The 19,155-nt window shown below is 54.5% G+C and carries 14 protein-coding genes and 1 pseudogene; 2 read left to right on the forward strand and 13 right to left on the reverse strand.

Annotation, left to right across the window (positions count from 1 at the left end; translation table 11 throughout):
* The first annotated feature begins 3 nt into the window (after positions 1–3).
* Positions 4–807, forward strand: a pseudogene (locus KFS80_RS17365) (c-type cytochrome).
* Positions 797–1,264, forward strand: a complete 468-nt coding sequence (locus KFS80_RS17370; protein WP_032872163.1) for a DUF411 domain-containing protein — start codon at positions 797–799, stop codon at positions 1,262–1,264. Before KFS80_RS17365 ends, KFS80_RS17370 begins: the two are co-directional and overlap by 11 nt.
* 305 nt (positions 1,265–1,569) lie before the next feature.
* On the opposite strand, the gene KFS80_RS17375 is transcribed toward KFS80_RS17370, so the two are convergent.
* From KFS80_RS17375 to atpA, 13 genes are all read right to left on the reverse strand, one after another.
* On the reverse strand, positions 1,570–1,902 hold the full coding sequence (locus KFS80_RS17375; protein ID WP_032872197.1) for a DUF2790 domain-containing protein: 333 nt from the start codon (positions 1,900–1,902) through the stop codon (positions 1,570–1,572).
* Between the two features lie 187 nt (positions 1,903–2,089).
* Positions 2,090–3,721 (reverse strand): TniQ family protein, encoded by a 1,632-nt coding sequence (locus tag KFS80_RS17380; RefSeq protein ID WP_243753519.1) that lies wholly within the window; start codon positions 3,719–3,721, stop codon positions 2,090–2,092.
* A gap of 381 nt (positions 3,722–4,102) precedes the next feature.
* Positions 4,103–5,770: a TnsD family Tn7-like transposition protein gene (locus KFS80_RS17385; protein WP_158830529.1), complete on the reverse strand. Its 1,668-nt coding sequence runs from the start codon at positions 5,768–5,770 to the stop codon at positions 4,103–4,105.
* A gap of 17 nt (positions 5,771–5,787) precedes the next feature.
* On the reverse strand, positions 5,788–7,248 hold the full coding sequence (locus tag KFS80_RS17390) for an ATP-binding protein (protein WP_019816907.1): 1,461 nt from the start codon (positions 7,246–7,248) through the stop codon (positions 5,788–5,790).
* Positions 7,245–9,413: a Mu transposase C-terminal domain-containing protein gene (locus KFS80_RS17395; protein ID WP_158830528.1), complete on the reverse strand. Its 2,169-nt coding sequence runs from the start codon at positions 9,411–9,413 to the stop codon at positions 7,245–7,247. The genes KFS80_RS17390 and KFS80_RS17395 overlap by 4 nt, the downstream gene beginning before the upstream one ends.
* On the reverse strand, positions 9,410–10,264 hold the full coding sequence (locus KFS80_RS17400; protein WP_024014928.1) for a TnsA endonuclease N-terminal domain-containing protein: 855 nt from the start codon (positions 10,262–10,264) through the stop codon (positions 9,410–9,412). Before KFS80_RS17400 ends, KFS80_RS17395 begins: the two co-directional genes overlap by 4 nt.
* 281 nt (positions 10,265–10,545) lie before the next feature.
* On the reverse strand, positions 10,546–12,378 hold the full coding sequence (glmS, locus tag KFS80_RS17405) for a glutamine--fructose-6-phosphate transaminase (isomerizing) (protein ID WP_159813293.1): 1,833 nt from the start codon (positions 12,376–12,378) through the stop codon (positions 10,546–10,548).
* Between the two features lie 2 nt (positions 12,379–12,380).
* Positions 12,381–13,157, reverse strand: coding sequence for a DeoR/GlpR family DNA-binding transcription regulator (locus tag KFS80_RS17410; protein ID WP_129386909.1), 777 nt, complete (start codon positions 13,155–13,157; stop codon positions 12,381–12,383).
* Between the two features lie 163 nt (positions 13,158–13,320).
* Entirely contained in the window at positions 13,321–14,688 is a 1,368-nt protein-coding gene (glmU, locus tag KFS80_RS17415; RefSeq protein ID WP_212545426.1) for a bifunctional UDP-N-acetylglucosamine diphosphorylase/glucosamine-1-phosphate N-acetyltransferase GlmU, read from the reverse strand.
* Positions 14,689–14,804: 116 nt separating this feature from the next.
* Positions 14,805–15,230: a F0F1 ATP synthase subunit epsilon gene (locus KFS80_RS17420; RefSeq protein WP_053125284.1), complete on the reverse strand. Its 426-nt coding sequence runs from the start codon at positions 15,228–15,230 to the stop codon at positions 14,805–14,807.
* A 45-nt stretch (positions 15,231–15,275) separates the two neighbouring features.
* Positions 15,276–16,655: a F0F1 ATP synthase subunit beta gene (gene atpD, locus KFS80_RS17425; RefSeq protein ID WP_016984062.1), complete on the reverse strand. Its 1,380-nt coding sequence runs from the start codon at positions 16,653–16,655 to the stop codon at positions 15,276–15,278.
* Between the two features lie 27 nt (positions 16,656–16,682).
* Positions 16,683–17,543, reverse strand: coding sequence for a F0F1 ATP synthase subunit gamma (gene atpG / locus KFS80_RS17430; protein ID WP_007911960.1), 861 nt, complete (start codon positions 17,541–17,543; stop codon positions 16,683–16,685).
* A 50-nt stretch (positions 17,544–17,593) separates the two neighbouring features.
* Positions 17,594–19,138, reverse strand: a complete 1,545-nt coding sequence (gene atpA, locus KFS80_RS17435; protein ID WP_007911958.1) for a F0F1 ATP synthase subunit alpha — start codon at positions 19,136–19,138, stop codon at positions 17,594–17,596.
* Positions 19,139–19,155: the final 17 nt, after the last annotated feature.

Raw genomic sequence — 19,155 nt, forward strand, 5'->3', positions numbered from 1 at the left:
GGCATGAAGATTACACTGAAGGCACTGATAGCTGCTGGTCTGGCCACCGTAGCAGCGGCTGCCGGCGTGGTATATTTCGGCGTGATCAATGTCGGGGCGGATGATCCCCACTCTGCCCCTGTCTACGCGCTACTTTCTATTGCTCGGGATCGCTCGATCGAAGTGCGCTCGCGCGACATTCAGGTCCCCGACCTGAGCCAAGAAGCCCTCATCCGTGAAGGTGCTGGCAACTACAACTCGATGTGTGTCGGTTGCCATTTGGCTCCGGGCCTTACAGGCACCGAACTGAGTAACAGCCTTTACCCCGCACCTCCGAACCTTTCAAAACTGGGCGTCGATGGGCACCCAGCCGCAGCTTTTTGGATCATCAAGCACGGCATCAAATCCACCGGCATGCCCGCGTGGGGCAAAAGCATGGCCGATCCGTACATATAGGGGATGGTCGCATTTCTCCAGCAGCTTCCGTCACTTGATACAGAGCAATACAAAGCCCTGATCACGAGTAGCGGTGGCCATCAACACGGTGGTGGCGAAAGCGTGATGCACAACCATGAGGGTCAACATGGAACGACCCAGGGGCAAAGTGGCGCAGGTGCTGCCAACCAAAGGGCGGAAGTCCGCGCTAATGATGACGAGAAAAACACGGCACATGCCCATGGCCCCTCCGCAGCGCCGTCTGCAAAGGAGCCTGCGGACCACGCCGATCATAAGGGTAGGGAAGCTTCAGATGACGCGGCCCCGACTCCAACCGTACAGCCCAAATCACATACACATACTGATGGGAAGGAACATACCCATGCGAAATAATTCTCTTCGTCGCAGACGGGCACTTCGTCTCGCTGCTCTCGTGGCTCTGTTCATCAGTTCAGCCAGTCACGCAGCAGAGCCATTGACGATCGATGTACATCGCGACGCTAATTGCGGATGCTGCAAGAAATGGGTCCAGCACCTTGAAGCCAGCGGCTTTACCGTCGTTGATCACGTGGAAACCAACATGAGCGCGATCAAGCGCGGTCTCGGGATTTCTCCTGAGCTCTCGTCCTGTCACACAGCAACCATCAACGGAAAGTTTGTTGAAGGTCACGTGCCCGCCGAGCAAATCATTGCGATGAGCAAACGTGATGACCTGCTCGGGATTGCCGTTCCAGGCATGCCGGCCGGCTCCCCAGGAATGGAAGTGGACGGGAAACATGACGCGTATAACGTAATCGGCTTGTCAAAGGCAGGCACAGACCACGTCGTTGCTGAATACCCCGAAAACTGATCTTCTAATCTCACTCCTGCATGGTGAAGGTCATGGCCGTGCAGAGGACATAGCTCATTTCGAACGTAAAAAAGGCGCCACTAGGGCGCCTAAACCACCTCCCAAACCAAAGGAAAAACAAGGAGGCGGGATGTATCAGGTGGTCGAGCAATTGTTTACTGTACGTTAGAAACACTTCAACTGACGGACATGATTTCATAAAATGGATAACTTCAGCCTTTCCTGAAAATTACTTCTACGTCAGCGAGCAGTAAGCTAGTTTCGGACAAAGGAGAATTATGCAGTTCTTAAATAATTTTCATTGTCTAGCTTCCATGGGGGCAGTTGTCGGCCATGACCTTATATTCCACGGTGTTAAGCTTGCCCGTAGAGTCTTCATAGGTCATGCGCGAAGGAGCAACCCCACAGGTTTTATTGGCTTGCGTGACACTGACGACCTTGTGGATATCGAGGTTCATACCATATTCATAATGAACAACTTCAGGAGGAGTCTTGCCGTTCCTTGAGGCATATTGCTCCATTGCTTGTTGGTTCTCTTGCATCATTCGACCATACACGCGGTCACCGCCACCTTCAGCCATGGCTAATGAAGATAAGGTCAAAATCGAAGCGGCGCAAAACGCTTTCACTGCTGTCATTGCTTTCATGATTTTCTCCTAAAGCTCAATTTACTGAGTTAAAGAGTAACAAGTGAAAGCTTTCAGAAAGCTGCCGCGAAGGTTACTAATGTGAAAGGTGGACGCTACCCCGCATTTACGCTTTCAAGCCAGATGGGATTTTTGTTAACACCAAAGGTTGGCAGACGCTGACGGAACAAAGATGCCCTCAAAAGCTTATTTGAACCGGTGGTCCCTCCCAATTCCTCGATACGCCGGTAGACCTGAGCAGGGCCTCCGCGTCGACCCCGGTTCTTGCCAGGCTTTCCAGATCCCACTCGAAGAAACTGCAAAAAACCAGGAAAACCTTGCTTGATACCGCTGAGGTCAATCTTACCGTCGAGTAATTCACGGGGAGCTTCATCCTGATGAGTTCAGAGACAGTCCACACCAAAGTTCTTAGACGAAAATGCCATACTGACTCCTGATGAATCTTGATCTGTTGATAAGTAAGAGGGAACCTCTGCTTGCGTAGATCCAGCTCATGAGGTAACGAACCTGGGAGCAGCGATTGCAAATTCCGAATGTTCACTCTCTTCGGATCTTTCGTAACTTTATACAGCTCATCTACGCCCGCTTCGATAAGGGCTGCATAGGCGTCGTCTCTTGAGTCGACGGACTTTTCGACCTTAACTGTAGCTTTTTTAGGGGCATGGAGTTTTGCCATTAACCATGCGTTATCATTTTCTAGAATCCATTGCGTAGGTTTGTACGCCTTCTTCCAGAGGTACTCGATATTGGCATCGGTACGTAGCGCTAAAAGCAACTCGATTTTTTGGCGATATCTAGTTTTTTGACTAAGACGCGATTCTTCGACTTTGGGCGCTCGCGGAGAAACAGCGGCACTCAGCAGAATAGACTCATTCTTCAGAGCCTCTTCAAAGCCATCTGCACTGGAAAACAAATGAAGAGCAATGATCAAATGCCGCGCGAGCGGCATATTTAGCTGACCTTTATCTGATTTGAGCCGGATCCATTGCTCATGCTTTCCGGTGTTGTAGGCTGGATCAATCTGCGCCAAAAGCTCATCGCCGTAAGCGCTTTGGATGCTGTCGAATAGTTTTGCGATACCCGCATTTTTTCCGAAAATGAATCCGCGTTTCTTGCATTGGCGGACGTAGCACGAACTTAATACCGTACTGCCTATCGGAGGGATATTGCGTTGCAGGATATCGTGTGCGAACAGAGCGACTTTCTGTTCCATCTTTGACCCCTTGTGTATTGCTGCGCTGTTTAACGGGCTCCAGCCGCATGCGCATGGCTCAGTCAGATTGGGAAGCAGCTTCAATTTACGGTAGAACGGGCGAGAGCACTCGGGGCAGGCATGGATCAATGCGTCGCCATGACGCCAACAGACGGCAACACCGGGTATCTGGTGAGATCGATGCCAGTAGGCAGAACCCCGCTCAATCAAATCTTCCTGAACGCAGGTAGGACAAAGCTTAGCCTTGCCATGGGTGGACTCTTCTCTGCGGGGCACCCGTACCACCCCGTCATAACCCAGCGGTCCTTCGTTGTTCTCCGGCCCCTGCTTAACCCCAAGAAACGGCCGGTAAGCAGGAAAAGTAGTATTGCTACTGATCAGCTCTGCGAGATTGCTCTCCGATTGCCCCGGCAGCCTGTGTGCGAGCCTCTCGATCTGCTTGGGTACGATGCCACCAATGCAAAAGGGTTTCGATGCGAACAAATCGCGGTAGGTTTCTGTCGCGGTTCTATTGCCTGACAGATAGTGATAGCGGGTGACACGAGAGTGCAGCATTTCATCCGGCATCGACACGGGAAAAAATAATAGATCAGACATCATTTACCAATTAAAGGTAGGGGTCGAAGAGAACGTGCATCCGGGGGCAGTATATATGCAACCCGTAAAATTCTGTATCCGGTCTGGATTTGGAAATGACACAGCCGCTCAACTTTGAATCGTAGTAAATTCATCTAAACCCCGCCGCGCCCGTACTCCTTGAAATACAGAACACGTATCGATAACCCGTGTAGGTCAGCCAATGGCGATTGCAAAACTATTTCGGGTGATCGCGGGTTAGTACGTTTTAGATGATGATTGTGATGATCCAGCGTATGCCGACGCTATTCTGGTGGGTGCAAATTTTCATTAACAGAAAAACAATGTGTTCACGGTGAATTGATTTAGAACTTTTTTAGATGGAGAGAATGCCCGGCTGGATTACAGCAGGGGCCGAATGCTCGCGACTCTGTAGAGCGAAGAACGTGATATAGGCATGCCCTCCGAGAACAATTGGCGTCTAGCCCATTGCAGACGCCTATCGTGAAAGCCTTCGATTGGTTCACATACTTTTTCGAGCATTGCTGCACAGAGAGGAAGCTTGCAGAGCTGCTTTTCGAAGCGAGAAAGAACATGAAGCTCCCGACCAATCCTGGTACGCGAAATGCGGACAGGCTTACCCGCAAGAGCATAAAGCGTGTCGGCACACTGACGGACTTCGCCGGACAGTCTCGCATCGAGGGCAGCGAACATTTCGGCGCTATTCAGACGGGGCGTACGATGGGGGCTTGGGTTTGCAGTTGACTCCGAAAGCCACTGTCTGTCGTGACGATACAGCCACGCATACCCCCTGCATGCATGTGCTTTGTACAATCGATAATCAGCCTCGAAAGCCGCGCGTCTTGCGCATAGCTCAATGTGAAATCGCGCCTCCCTCCAAGCATCTTGCCCGCCGGGTACATTTCGGATGTGACGATAGACATACGCTGATGAAACGCCTAGAACGACAGCGATCTTTTTGGCATCAGCTCCTTCAAGAGCATGTTCCCACACAGCGGCTGACGAACAGTCCAGGCCTTCACCTGGCATCACCTGAGAAAGGCGCGCGTGAAGCCGAATGTGAGCTTTCGGATCACATGCCACCGCCTGTTTCACAGGGCATTGACCATGCAGCAAGCTCACCATTTCAACGCCCAGAGCACCGGCCAATAAGATGTATTTGAGCGGATGGTGAGAGGTTATAGGCGTACGAAGCAGCTTCGTGACCCATGAGGCGGGTGTACCTGCACGAACATCTCCGAGTATAGAAAATTCCCATTCTCGCGGGAGTGTGGCAAAAAAATCGGCCATGTGCTGCGCCAGCATGTGCAGGTGCAAGCGATGGTTATCAGAAGCAAGGTTGAGCTGCGTTGCCCTTTGTAAAAGCGTGTAGCGCACCGCCTCCGCCGACAAAGCAGTGACTTCAGACTCGAGGACCTGAAGTGAGCGCAACGCTATTTCGTGAAGCGGTGGCATGCACCGCAACGGGGTGTCGAGATGTACCGTGTGTGCTTGCACATTCTCATCACTCGGCAGATTAAGTTGTCGAGAGCTGCGGCTTAACCAGCGAGGATCAAGGATCCTGAGTGACGTACCGTGATGCGGACATACCAGCACGCCTGGAAGCATGTGGACCCTGTGCCAGTAAGCAACTCCCCGTTGAGCCTGATCTTGGGCAATACATTCTGGGCATAACCGCACTCGGGAGGCGAATCCAATACGGCTCGCGTTGACGCCCAGCTTTAACATCAAGCCTTTCCCATCAGCGGTCATCAGTGTCCGAGCGTGTTCAACCTGGCTCATCCTCAAAAACGGCGCATAGTAGGGTAATAATGTGTGGCGCATGAGGACCTCGGCTACCGATAGCTCAGTACCGCTGGGTAGCGCATCGACAAAATCCCCTAAATGACTCGGGAATGCCACATTTTGCGAAAAAGCTGCCGCCGATTTCAGTCCGGCAAATGCTGCTTGGCAATTACGAACACCGCAAAGACGGGCATAACGAGAAATCACGCTGTGCAGCGTCTCGTCGGGAAACGCGGCGGGGAAGAAATGGAGTTTAAGTTGCACTTCACCCCCCCTCCGACTCACGCTTTGTGATACATCGGTGAGAACTCAAACAGGTCCTCGTTGAGCCAGCCCGCAGCGCGCAGAGCGTCGAGGGGAGCGTCATGTTCGCTAAGCGCTTTAGCCTCTGAGTTTTCCACAGCAGTAGCAATCGGCGATGGGTGATCTTTCGCAAAAATGGTCGGAGATGGGTCTACCGGCTTCTCACGGGATACAACGCTTCGAAGCAAGGTGAGGCGATCCTCTCGTGCCAATCCATCGAAAACCATCATTTCGCTCAGCTGATCCTCAATCGGCAGCAAATCGTCAAACTGTCGCATCCGCTTCGGATCACGGCTACGCAGAGCTGAAAGGGCTGGCTTTAGAATCTGCATTTTTGAGTTGCTTACCTTCACCAGGATCTCGGCAGTCAAACACTCCGAGCCACTCTGGACCGCATAACGCTGACTCAATACCAGCAGCTTGACCAGGAAATCCGTGACGCCTTGAGTGTGCTCATACAGCGTGTCAAAAATCTCGTCGGTCAGCTCAGCCGTCTGTTTGCACCACTGATAGCTCCAGAGATTTTCGACCAACAACCGCCACTCCTCATCATCCTTTTCGAATCGTTTGAATTCGAGCGTACCAGCACCACAAACTCGGCGGGCAGTCCGCATGGCTTCTGAGAACAGGCTAATCGTCGAGTTCGTGCCACTGAAAACCACCGGGATACCGATGTTGTTTACCAAGTGCAGGAAAAAATTCAGCATGCTCTCCTTACCACCGGTTTTCGCCAGGTGGAGGTTTTGCAGCTCGTCGATCAACAAGGCGCCGATGAAAAACGTGCTGGCCACCTGCTCCATCTGTTGCAGCGCATCATTGATGTTTCGATGCCGGTAGCGCTTGTGGTAGTCCTTGTCTCCTAGAGCGTCTCCAACCGCATAAAAAAACTGCTGGCAAAATCCAGCCAGCGATCCATCCCGAGGGCAGTCAAGCTTCAGCCATGTGATTTGGGTATGAACAAACTGCTTTCCCTCATAGCGCTCATGACGGATTGTCTGTGGATAAAGGCTCAAGATGGCGTGGAGTGCCGTTGACTTGCCAATGCCGCTCAGGCCGACGACCGTAAACGTTTCTGCAGTGGACTTGAACGCATCGTGGTAACGCTGAGCTCCCGATAAAGAATGCAAATGCCGGACGGTAGCGGGCGACATCGGGTTACGCCCGACATACCCTCGACGGATGAGCAGTGAGAACAGGGCCTCCAGTTCCAGATGTAGCAAGAACGGCTGTACGACGGTTCTCAGCCTGTCGATACAGTGAATTCGAGTGGCTCCTTCGAGCGTCAGCTCTTTCGGATCCACCGGCTGAGGAAAGTTCGAAATCAGTTCAACAGCCGCCGCCTCCGACAATATCGGAGGCAAAGCTTCGATAAGCGGGTTACCCGCATACTCACTAATGTCCTGTCTGACGTAATTGGCGAACGTCTGTGCACCTTTCATTTTGCCTGTCCTGGCCGAATTCTTTTGAGCAAATCGATAACCTGCGCAGTCCGCTCGCCGGCATATGAATCATGCGCTTTCGGTGTCAATTCAGATTGAAGTGAAGCTGGCTCCGCCCTAACGCCTTCAGGAACAACCGCATTTTCACGCTCACGGAGACGTTCTTCTGCGCGGTTCTCGCGGATGTTTCCAGTGGCCTCTGCCTTGGTGGGCGGAGCAGGTTCCAGTTTTCGTTCTGCGAGTGCATGACTGATGATCTGGTGGACCTGATCGCTAAGCTGCACACGGCTTTCCAGCTCGGCTCGCCGGCGAGTAGGCGGTTTTTGGCGATAGGCTTCGAGCAGATCAAAAATCTCGTCCGAGCGGTAATTCGCGTAACCGGCATCCGATCGTCGAAGATCACAACGGATAAACTGCTTGGCCTCTCCCTGAATCCAAATGTGTGCCGCCGAGTTCGGATCGAACCAACACTCTATTGACCAAACGCCCCCTTTGCGAGCCTTGGCAAACCAATCTTTCTCTATGGCCATATCACACACGTAGTGCATGCCGCGAAACATAACCCCACCCTTTTGAACGGTCGCGCGCTCGCGAGGCAAGAGATGGAGGTAAACCAGCTCGTCAGGACGTTTGTTGGATTCGATCAGGTCGTTGTCGCAGGCCCAATTCCATATCCCGTTGGGTGTAGGTTCAACGCCGTCATTCATCATCGCCTGCGTCAGTCGTTCAGGCTGTCGATGGTGCCCGTTATAGTGGAGTACGCACTTGATGAGGATTTGGGTGAACTCTTTGAGATTCAGCGTGGCATCGAGCCGGTAATCTCGCTCGCCTCGCTCTTTGTCTCGCGCTGCTACCCCGCCAGGTAGCCATCTGATACCCGTCAAATCATTCAAAATGCCAAACCGACTTTCCACCATAGGCTTCCAATCCGGCCGATAAGGCGGAGCAGTGCCCATCTCAATTCCCAATCCTGACGATAGCCCCTCTGCTGCGAGTGACAGCATCTCTCCTCGGTCGGCGTAAATCTGGTGGGGCAGGTGGTGACAATTCCAATCATCTGCATTGATTTCGACGCCGTTCTGAGCGCAGAACTCGACTTTGGAGGTAAACGCGTTGAACAGCGCTTGCCTGGCCCCATTCCAACTAGGGCCCTCCAATCCTACATAGAGACCAGCAATCATTCCGGAGAAGCTATCCACAACGATATAAACTACGGGCCGGCCAATGAGCATCCGCCTGGAGTAGCTGTTGACCAAATAAATATCGGCAATAGTCGCGTCGATCTCGAACTGATGACAGGGTCCACGCAGCCAATCGCGAACGGTACCTGAAAGCGGACGGCAGTCCTTTAACCATCTCCTCAATCCTTTACGGCCACGCTCGGTTGCAATCTCGTCGAAAAAAATCTGTCCCCAATATTGGAACTGCCTCAAGCTGGGGAGTTCTGAACCAGGCAACAAACGAAGCTCTTCTTCACTGTTTTTAGAGATGTCTCGAACAGAGTAGAATCGTCTCAACATTTCGTCATATGCGCTCGAAATAGATGATTTCTTATCTCTTACATAAAGAGCATATCCAACACGGATGCATCGTTTATCAACTGCACTGAGCATCTTGGAAGGCGAAGTAAGAACGCCTTGAAATTTAGGCTTTCGCCCTGGTGGCCTGCTCGGATCATATTTTCTATCGGCAACCCCTACTGCCGTATAATTGTTAAGCAATGAGTTGCGAACTTGACCATAAAACCAATAGCGGTAAAGAAGTCGATAGATCGTTTTCCGCTGGATTCCGAGCTCTGACGCCCGTTTGCTAACAAGTCGGCCTAACTCACCTCGTACAAATATTTGTCCTGGGTATTCAGGATCTAGCAGAGGGGCGATGACGGCCCACTTTTCGTCCCGGCCTTGCTTGGCTCTCTCATCCAACTGTTCCTCAAGCACAAGCATGAACTCGGGCGTGGCAATGGCTGCTGGTTTGGTGTGACCAGACGCTAACGATCGACGAAGCTCCTCCAGACCCACAGCGTATGGCTGCCGGGGTGGGTCAGATAGATCCATCACAACTGCTAAGTCATGCGTTTCATCTTGGTAAAGGAGCCTGGCTATCGTAGCGATGACCGACAGATCGGTTACAGGCTCGAAAACGTCATTAACGAGAACAGTCATGACATTTTCTCCTTCAACGATACTTGGACAGGGCTCGGTGAAACTTCGAAGCCAGGAACTAGACCAGTAAGGTGGAGAGGAGTGTTAACCAAATCGATTTTCAGTATCTTGTTCCAAACCAGATGAAAGAAAATTGCTTGAGCGTCTATATAGGAAATGGACAGAAGTGATGCTATTTTTCTTAGACAGGTGGCCAAGGTCCACGAATATTCCCGGCTGTTTACAAGGCACTCGATAAAATTCGAATGCAACGGCGCTTTCATTAAATCACGAGAGAGCTTCGAGTACCTCCTGATTAGTCCAAGATTTTTAATCAAATCTCGTGTAAAAAACTCGTCTGTTACGATTTTCCAATCAACACCTTGGCTTTCCCAAAAACGCTTTTCAATTTCAAGTTTTTCAAGCGTTCTTTTACTTCCGTTGCCAATTAAATCTGAACGATACTTCACCGTCCTAGCTACCGATTTGAAGTTTCCGCTCGGGTCCTTAACAGTTAACAGGAAGTCTGTTGTCATCACATAAGGCAGTGTTGTTCTAGGGTATCTTGGATAGCGTACATCGATCGCCGACGCTATCGCTTGCGCACGCTCTGTGGGTAGTAAAGGGTATTGCTCCCGGATATCCACGACGTCTTCAGAAAATTCACACACAAGGAAGTAGGAACGCTCGAGATCTGACAGGAGGTGATGAATCCTCTCGATCTTCACACCTTGAATCTTGTGCGAACGACCTATCGACGGGACATCTTGTACCCGCAGCCAAGGCACGTAGCTTGCCCCGGCGCCTTCGCCAAATCCATTTGCAATGTGCCGTTCAATGTCCTGCTGTGATGCAAATTTACGACCTCGCAACCCACGCCTCCTCAGTCGATGCGGACCGCTTCACCTCGCGTCGAGAAAAAGTCGTAGAAGGACACGACCGCCAAAGCGGCCGCATTCAAAACATTTTCCAGACTACACCCGCTGAAAGTTGAAGCGATGAATCCAGACCAAAGGGAAAGCCTGGAAAGGAAAACCCCCGTAGATACGGGGGTTTGAGCCTTGTGTCAATCTATGTTCATGCGTGTCAAACTTTATTGTTTTGTGTCAATCTTTATTGTTGAAAACCAGCAGTTAACTCAGTTGTGGATAACTTATTCCACCGTCACCGACTTCGCCAGATTACGCGGCTGATCCACGTCCGTGCCCTTCAGCACCGCGACGTAGTACGACAGCAACTGCAGCGGGATCGTGTAGAGGATCGGCGAAAGGATGTCGTGGATGTGCGGCATCTGCACCACGTGGGTGCCTTCGCCGTTGGTCATTCCGGCTTTTTCGTCGGCGAACACGATCAGTTCGCCGCCACGGGCGCGGACTTCCTGCAGGTTGGATTTGAGCTTTTCCAGCAGTTCGTTGTTGGGCGCAACGGTGACCACTGGCATGTCGTTATCCACCAGCGCCAGCGGGCCGTGTTTCAGTTCGCCGGCCGGGTAGGCTTCGGCGTGGATGTAGGAGATTTCCTTGAGCTTCAAGGCACCTTCCATCGCTACCGGGAATTGCGCGCCACGGCCGAGGAACAGGGTGTGGTTTTTCTCGGCGAACAGTTCGGCGATTTTTTCCACGGTGCTTTCCATCGCCAGCGCTTCGCCGAGGCGGGTTGGCAGGCGACGCAGTTCTTCGACCAATGTTGCTTCAACGCCTTTGGCCAACGTGCCGCGAACCTGACCCAGCGACAGGGTCAGCAGCAACAGGCCGACCAGTTGCGTGGTGAAGGCTTTGGTCGAAGCGACGCCGATTTCGCGGCCGGCCTGGGTCAGCAGGGTCAGATCGGATTCACGCACCAGCGAACTGATGCTGACGTTGCAGATCGCCAGGCTGGCGAGGAAACCCAGCTCTTTGGCATTGCGCAGGGCGGCCAGGGTGTCGGCGGTTTCGCCGGACTGCGAGATGGTCACGAACAAGGTGTCCGGCTGTACCACGACTTTGCGGTAGCGGAATTCGCTGGCCACTTCGACCTGGCACGGGATGCCGGCCAGTTCTTCCAGCCAATAACGCGCGACCATACCGGCGTGGTAGCTGGTGCCGCAGGCGACGATCTGCACGTTGCGCACTTTGGCGAACAGCTCGGCGGCTTGCGGACCGAAAGCTTGCACCAGCACTTGATCATTGCTCAGTCGACCTTCGAGGGTGCGCTGGACAACGGCCGGTTGCTCGTGGATTTCCTTGAGCATGTAGTGGCGGAATTCGCCTTTGTCGGCAGCTTCGGCGCCGTCGGTGTACTGCACGGTCTGGCGCTCGACAGCGTTGCCGCTCACGTCCCAGATCTGCACGTTATCGCGGCGAATTTCGGCGATATCGCCTTCTTCCAGGTACATGAAGCGGTCAGTCACCTGACGCAACGCCAGTTGGTCGGAAGCGAGGAAGTTCTCGCCCAGTCCCAGACCAATCACCAGCGGGCTGCCACTGCGCGCGGCCACCAGACGATCCGGCTGCTTGGCGTTGATCACCGCCAGACCATAAGCGCCGTGCAGTTCTTTGACGGTGGCTTTGAGTGCCACGGTCAGATCAGGCTGATCCTTGAGTTTATGGTTGAGCAGGTGAGCGATGACTTCGGTGTCGGTGTCCGAGGTGAACACGTAGCCCAGTGCTTTCAGTTGTTCACGCAGGGCTTCGTGGTTTTCGATGATGCCGTTGTGCACCACCGCGATGTCGCCGGAGAAATGCGGGTGAGCGTTACGCTCGCAGGGCGCGCCGTGGGTGGCCCAACGGGTGTGGGCGATACCCAGACGACCCACCAGCGGGTGCTCGGCCAGTGCGGTTTCGAGTTCGCTGACTTTGCCCGGGCGACGCATGCGCTCGAGGGTTTCGTCATTGGTGTACACCGCCACACCGGCGCTGTCGTAACCACGGTATTCGAGGCGCTTGAGGCCTTCGAGCAGGATGGCGGTGATGTTACGTTCAGCGACTGCGCCGACAATTCCACACATGCTTATTTCTCCTGACTGACAGCCGCGCAAATCAAGTTGATACCGCGGGCCTGGATCTGATCGCGTGCATCGATAGGCAGGCGATCATCGGTAATTAGGGTATGGACGCTGCTCCATGGCAGCTCCAGATTGGGAATCTTGCGGCCGATCTTGTCGGCCTCGACCATGACGATAACTTCCCGCGCCACGTCTGCCATGACCCGGCTCAAGCCGAGCAGTTCATTGAAGGTCGTAGTGCCGCGTACCAGGTCGATACCGTCGGCGCCGATGAACAACTGGTCGAAGTCGTAAGAGCGTAGTACCTGCTCGGCAACCTGGCCCTGAAAGGATTCCGAATGCGGATCCCAGGTACCACCGGTCATTAACAACACCGGTTCGTGTTCGAGTTCGCTCAAGGCATTGGCGACATGCAGGGAGTTGGTCATCACCACCAGACCTGGCTGCTGGCCAAGTTCGGGGATCATCGCGGCGGTGGTGCTGCCGCTGTCGATGATGATGCGCGCATGCTCGCGGATGCGTTTCACCGCCGCGCGGGCAATCGCCTGTTTGTATTTGGAAACGCTCTGCGCGGTTTCCGCGACCAGCTCCTGCGGCATGGTGATCGCCCCGCCGTAACGGCGCAGCAACAAGCCATGGCTTTCCAGTGCGGCGAGATCCTTGCGAATCGTAACTTCAGAAGTTTCGAAGCGCTTGGCTAGCTCATCCACACTGACCTCGCCCTGCTCATTGAGCAAGGCGAGGATGTTGTGGCGGCGTTGGGGCGTGTTGCGTTTCGACATGGCGGCTTAAGTTTCGATTCGAAAGATAACGGAAGCAATCAAAACCTATTGGCCATAAATCGTCAACCCATTGCTCATAAAAAAATCGCAGCCCTCCGACAGTCCCCGTAGGAGCTGCCGAAGGCTGCGATCTTTTGATCTTCAAAAAGCCGCTGTGGATAACTCAGTCCTTTTTGATTTTCACCGGACGCTTCCAGCCATCGATGTTCTTCTGCCGCGCGCGGCCAACCGCCAACTGCGCGTTATCCACATTCTGCGTAATCGTTGAGCCGGCCGCTGTGGTCGCACCATCAGAGATATCCACAGGCGCGACCAACGAATTGTTGGAGCCGATGAACACATCTGCACCCAACACGGTTTTCCACTTGTTGGCGCCGTCATAGTTGCAGGTGATGGTGCCCGCACCCACGTTGGTGCGCGCACCGATTTCGGCATCGCCCAAATAGGTCAAGTGACCGGCCTTCGCGCCCTCGCCCATGTGCGCATTCTTCAGTTCAACAAAGTTACCCACATGCGCGCGCGCTTCAAGCACGGTGCCCGGACGCAGACGCGCGAACGGACCGGCATCGCTGCCCTCGCCCATTACGGCACCTTCGATATGACTGTTGGCCTTGATCACCACGCCTTTGCGCAGGGTGCTGTCCTTGATCACGCAGTTCGGGCCGATCACCACGTCGTCTTCGATAACAACGTTGCCTTCGAGGATCACATTGATGTCGATCAGCACATCGCGACCCACGGTCACTTCGCCGCGCACATCAAAACGCGCCGGGTCACGCAGGGTCACGCCTTGCGCCATCAAACGGCGGCCGGCGCGCAACTGGTAATGACGCTCCAGCTCGGCCAGTTGTTTGCGATCGTTGGCGCCCTGCACTTCCATTGGGTCGTGCGGTTGTTCGGTGGCCACTACCAGACCATCGTTGACCGCCATTTCGATCACGTCGGTCAGGTAGTACTCGCCCTGAGCGTTATTGTTCGACAGGCGGCTCATCCAGTCGGCCAGACGATCGGCCGGGACGGCGAGAATGCCGGTGTTGCCTTCGGTGATTGCGCGCTGCGCTTCGCTGGCGTCTTTGTGCTCAACGATGGCCGCGACCTTACCGTCAGAGTCGCGCACGATACGGCCATAGCCGGTCGGGTCGTCGAGTTCGACGGTGAGCAAACCCATCTGCCCCGGCACAACATGCTTGAGCAAACGTTGCAGGGTTTCGACTTCGATCAGCGGCACGTCACCGTAAAGGATCAGCAAGGTGTCCGCGGAAATGAACCGTACGGCCTGAGCGGTGGCGTGGCCGGTGCCGAGCTGCTTGTCCTGCAGGACGAAATTCAGATCGTCAGCCGCCAGACGTTCGCGCACCACATCGGCGCCATGACCGATGACTACATGGATGCGTTGTGGATCGAGTTGGCGGGCGCTGTGGATAACATGGCCCAGCATGGAATTGCCGGCAATCGGGTGCAAAACCTTCGGCAAGGCCGAACGCATACGAGTGCCTTGACCGGCCGCGAGGATAACGATTTCAAGAGACATGACTGGCTACCAATCCTGGGTGGTCAGCAACTGCGACCGGGTTTGAATTCGGAAAAAGAAAAAAGGGTAGCCGAGGCTACCCTTTTTTATCAATCGCACAACAAGCGGCTGACGGATTAACCGCCAAACTTCTTGCGGATCTGCTGGACGGTGCGCAGCTGAGCTGCAGCCTCGGCCAGACGAGCTGACGCAGCGCTGTAGTCGAAATCAGCGCCCTTTTCATGCAGAGCATGCTCGGCAGCCTTGAGAGCTGCTTGAGCCTGAGCTTCATCCAGGTCGGCAGCACGTTGCACGGTATCGGCAAGCACTTTGACCATGTTCGGCTGAACCTCGAGGAAACCACCGGAGATGTAGAACACCTCGGCTTCCCCGCCTTGCTTGATCAGGCGGATCGGACCTGGCTTCAGATTAGTGATCAGCGGCGCGTGACCCAGAGCGATACCAAGATCACCCAGTGCACCGTGCGCAATCACCATCTCGACCAGGCCGGAAAAGATTTCCCCTTCCGCGCTGACGATATCGCAATGGACTGTCATAGCCATCTGATTGCCTCAACCTAAATTAGCGCCCGTTGCCGGGCGCCGGGATTACAGTTTCTTGGCTTTCTCGATCGCTTCTTCGATGCCGCCAACCATGTAGAACGCTTGTTCTGGCAGGTGGTCGTAGTCACCGTTGAGGATGCCTTTGAAGCCAGCAATGGTGTCTTTCAGGGAAACGTATTTACCCGAAGCACCGGTGAAGACTTCAGCCACGAAGAACGGCTGCGACAAGAAGCGCTGGATCTTACGAGCACGGTTTACCAACTGCTTGTCGGCTTCCGACAGCTCGTCCATACCCAGGATCGCGATGATGTCCTTCAGCTCTTTGTAACGTTGCAGAACGTACTGAACGCCGCGAGCGGTGTCGTAGTGGTCCTGGCCGATTACGTTCGGATCCAGCTGGCGCGAAGTCGAATCCAGTGGATCTACCGCTGGGTAGATACCCAGGGAAGCGATGTCACGGGACAGAACGACGGTGGCGTCCAAGTGGGCGAAGGTGGTCGCTGGCGACGGGTCGGTCAAGTCATCCGCAGGTACGTATACCGCTTGGATCGAAGTGATCGAACCTTCCTTGGTCGAAGTGATACGTTCTTGCAGAACGCCCATCTCTTCAGCCAGGGTCGGCTGGTAACCTACTGCCGAAGGCATACGGCCCAGCAGTGCGGATACTTCAGTACCGGCCAGGGTGTAACGATAGATGTTGTCGACGAACAGCAGAACGTCGTTACCTTCGTCACGGAACTTCTCGGCCATGGTCAGGCCGGTCAGTGCTACGCGCAGACGGTTACCCGGCGGCTCGTTCATCTGACCGTAAACCAGTGCCACTTTGTCCAGAACGTTGGAGTCCTTCATCTCGTGGTAGAAGTCGTTACCCTCACGAGTACGCTCACCCACACCGGCGAACACGGAATAACCGCTGTGCTCGATGGCGATGTTACGGATCAGTTCCATCATGTTTACGGTTTTGCCTACACCGGCACCACCGAACAGACCGACTTTACCGCCTTTGGCAAACGGGCAAACCAGGTCGATAACCTTGATGCCGGTTTCCAGCAGGTCGTTGCCGCCTGCCTGTTCAGCGAACGAAGGCGCTGGACGGTGAATGCCCCAACGCTCTTCGGTGTCGATCGGGCCAGCTTCGTCGATCGGGTTACCGAGGACGTCCATGATCCGGCCCAGGGTCGCTTTACCGACCGGTACGGAGATGGCTGCGCCAGAATCGGTAACTTCCAGACCGCGCTTCAAGCCCTCGGTGGAACCCATCGCAATGGTACGAACCACGCCGTCGCCCAGCTGCTGCTGAACTTCCAGAGTGGTGCCGGCATCGCTTTTGACTTTCAAAGCGTTGTAGATGCTCGGTACGCTGTCGCGTGGAAATTCCACGTCGATAACGGCGCCGATGATTTGAACGATACGTCCGCTACTCATAGCTGGATCCTCTGAATATTTGAACCGTTAAACCGCGGCAGCGCCGCCGACGATTTCCGAGATCTCTTGGGTGATCGCAGCCTGACGCGCCTTGTTGTAGATCAGCTGCAAATCGCTGATCAAATCACCGGCGTTGTCGGTAGCGTTCTTCATCGCGATCATCCGCGCAGCTTGTTCAGCCGCGTTGTTCTCGACCACCGCCTGGTAGACCTGCGACTCAACGTAGCGGACCATCAAGCCGTCAAGCAGCTCTTTGGCATCCGGTTCGTAGAGATAGTCCCAGTGGTGCTTGAGATCCTGATCCGGGGTGGCCACCAGTGGAATCAACTGCTCCACGGTAGGCTGTTGCGTCATGGTGTTGATGAACTTGTTGGACACCACGGACAGGCGGTCAATACGGCCGTCCAGGTAGGCATCCAGCATCACCTTGACGCTGCCGATCAAGTCATTGATCGACGGCTCTTCACCCAGGTGGCTGATAGCTGCAACGACGTTACCGCCGAAGTTACGGAAAAAGGCCGCACCCTTGCTACCAACGACACACAGATCAATCTCGACGCCGTTTTCGCGGTTTACCGCCATGTCCTTGACCAGGGCCTTGAACAGGTTGGTATTCAAGCCGCCGCACAGACCACGGTCACTGCTCACTACGACATAACCAACGCGCTTGATTTCGCGGTCGATCATGAACGGGTGGCGGTATTCCGGGTTGGCGTTGGCCAGATGCCCAATAACCTGGCGGATACGCTCCGCATAAGGACGGCTAGCAGCCATGCGCATTTGTGCCTTGCGCATTTTGCTGACCGCCACTTTTTCCATGGCGCTGGTAATCTTTTGCGTGCTTTTGATGCTCGCAATCTTACTGCGAATCTCTTTTGCGCCTGCCATGTAACACCTATCAGGTTAGCAAGCGGGAGCCTCGCGGCTCCCGCTGCGGCTTACCAGGTTTGGGTGGCCTTGAACTTCTCGATACCGGCTTTCATGCCAGCGTCGATTTCGTCATTGAAGTCACCTTTAACGTTGATCTTGGCCATCAAATCGGCGTGATCGCGGTTGAAGAAAGCGATCAGCGCTTGTTCGAAGCTGCCGATCTTGGCGATTTCAATGTCAGTCAGGAACCCACGCTCAGCGGCATACAGCGACAGCGCCATGTCAGCGATCGACATTGGTGCGTATTGCTTCTGCTTCATCAGCTCGGTAACGCGCTGACCATGCTCAAGTTGCTTACGGGTCGCTTCGTCCAGGTCAGAAGCGAACTGGGCGAATGCCGCCAGTTCACGGTACTGAGCCAGAGCGGTACGGATACCACCGGAAAGCTTCTTGATGATCTTGGTCTGAGCGGCACCACCCACACGGGATACCGAAACACCGGCGTTCACTGCAGGGCGGATGCCCGAGTTGAACATGGCCGATTCCAGGAAGATCTGACCGTCGGTGATGGAAATCACGTTGGTCGGAACGAACGCGGAAACGTCGCCAGCCTGGGTTTCGATGATCGGCAGTGCGGTCAGGGAACCGGTTTTGCCGGTCACTGCGCCGTTGGTGAACTTCTCTACGTATTCTTCCGAAACGCGGGATGCGCGCTCCAGCAGACGGGAGTGGAGATAGAACACGTCGCCTGGGTAAGCTTCACGGCCTGGTGGACGGCGCAGCAGCAGGGAAATCTGGCGGTAAGCCACTGCTTGCTTGGACAGATCGTCATAAACGATCAGCGCGTCTTCACCGCGGTCGCGGAAGAATTCACCCATGGTGCAACCGGAATACGGTGCCAGGAATTGCAGCGCAGGAGATTCCGAAGCACTGGCAGCCACGATGATCGTGTTGGCCAGGGCGCCGTTTTCTTCCAGCTTGCGAACTACGTTGGCGATGGTCGATTGCTTCTGACCAATAGCTACGTAGACGCAGAAAATGCCGCTGTCTTTCTGGTTGATGATCGCGTCGATCGCCAGAGCGGTTTTACCGATCTGACGGTCACCGATGATCAGCTCACGCTGGCCACGGCCGACAGGAATCATGGCATCGACAGCCTTGTAGCCAGTCTGTACAGGCTGGTCTACCGACTTACGCCAGATCACGCCCGGTGCAACTTTCTCGACCGCGTCGGTCAAGGTGTTGCCCAGTGGACCTTTGCCGTCAACAGGGTTACCCAGTGCGTCGACTACGCGACCCAGCAGTTCCTTACCAACAGGAACTTCGAGGATGCGGCCGGTGCACTTGGCGCTCATGCCTTCAGCCAGAGACTGGTAAGCGCCCAATACAACGGCACCTACGGAGTCTTGCTCCAGGTTGAGGGCCATACCGTAGACGCCGCCCGGAAACTCGATCATCTCGCCGTACATTACGTCGGCCAGACCGTGAATCCGCACGATGCCGTCAGATACGCTGACGACAGTGCCTTCGTTACGGGCTTGGGAGGTCACATCGAGCTTGTCGATGCGGCCCTTGATAATTTCACTTATTTCGGAAGGATTGAGTTGCTGCATTGCTCTGCTGCCCCTTC

This window comes from Pseudomonas rustica, from assembly GCF_018336155.1.
In the GTDB taxonomy this organism is placed as follows: domain Bacteria; phylum Pseudomonadota; class Gammaproteobacteria; order Pseudomonadales; family Pseudomonadaceae; genus Aquipseudomonas; species Aquipseudomonas rustica.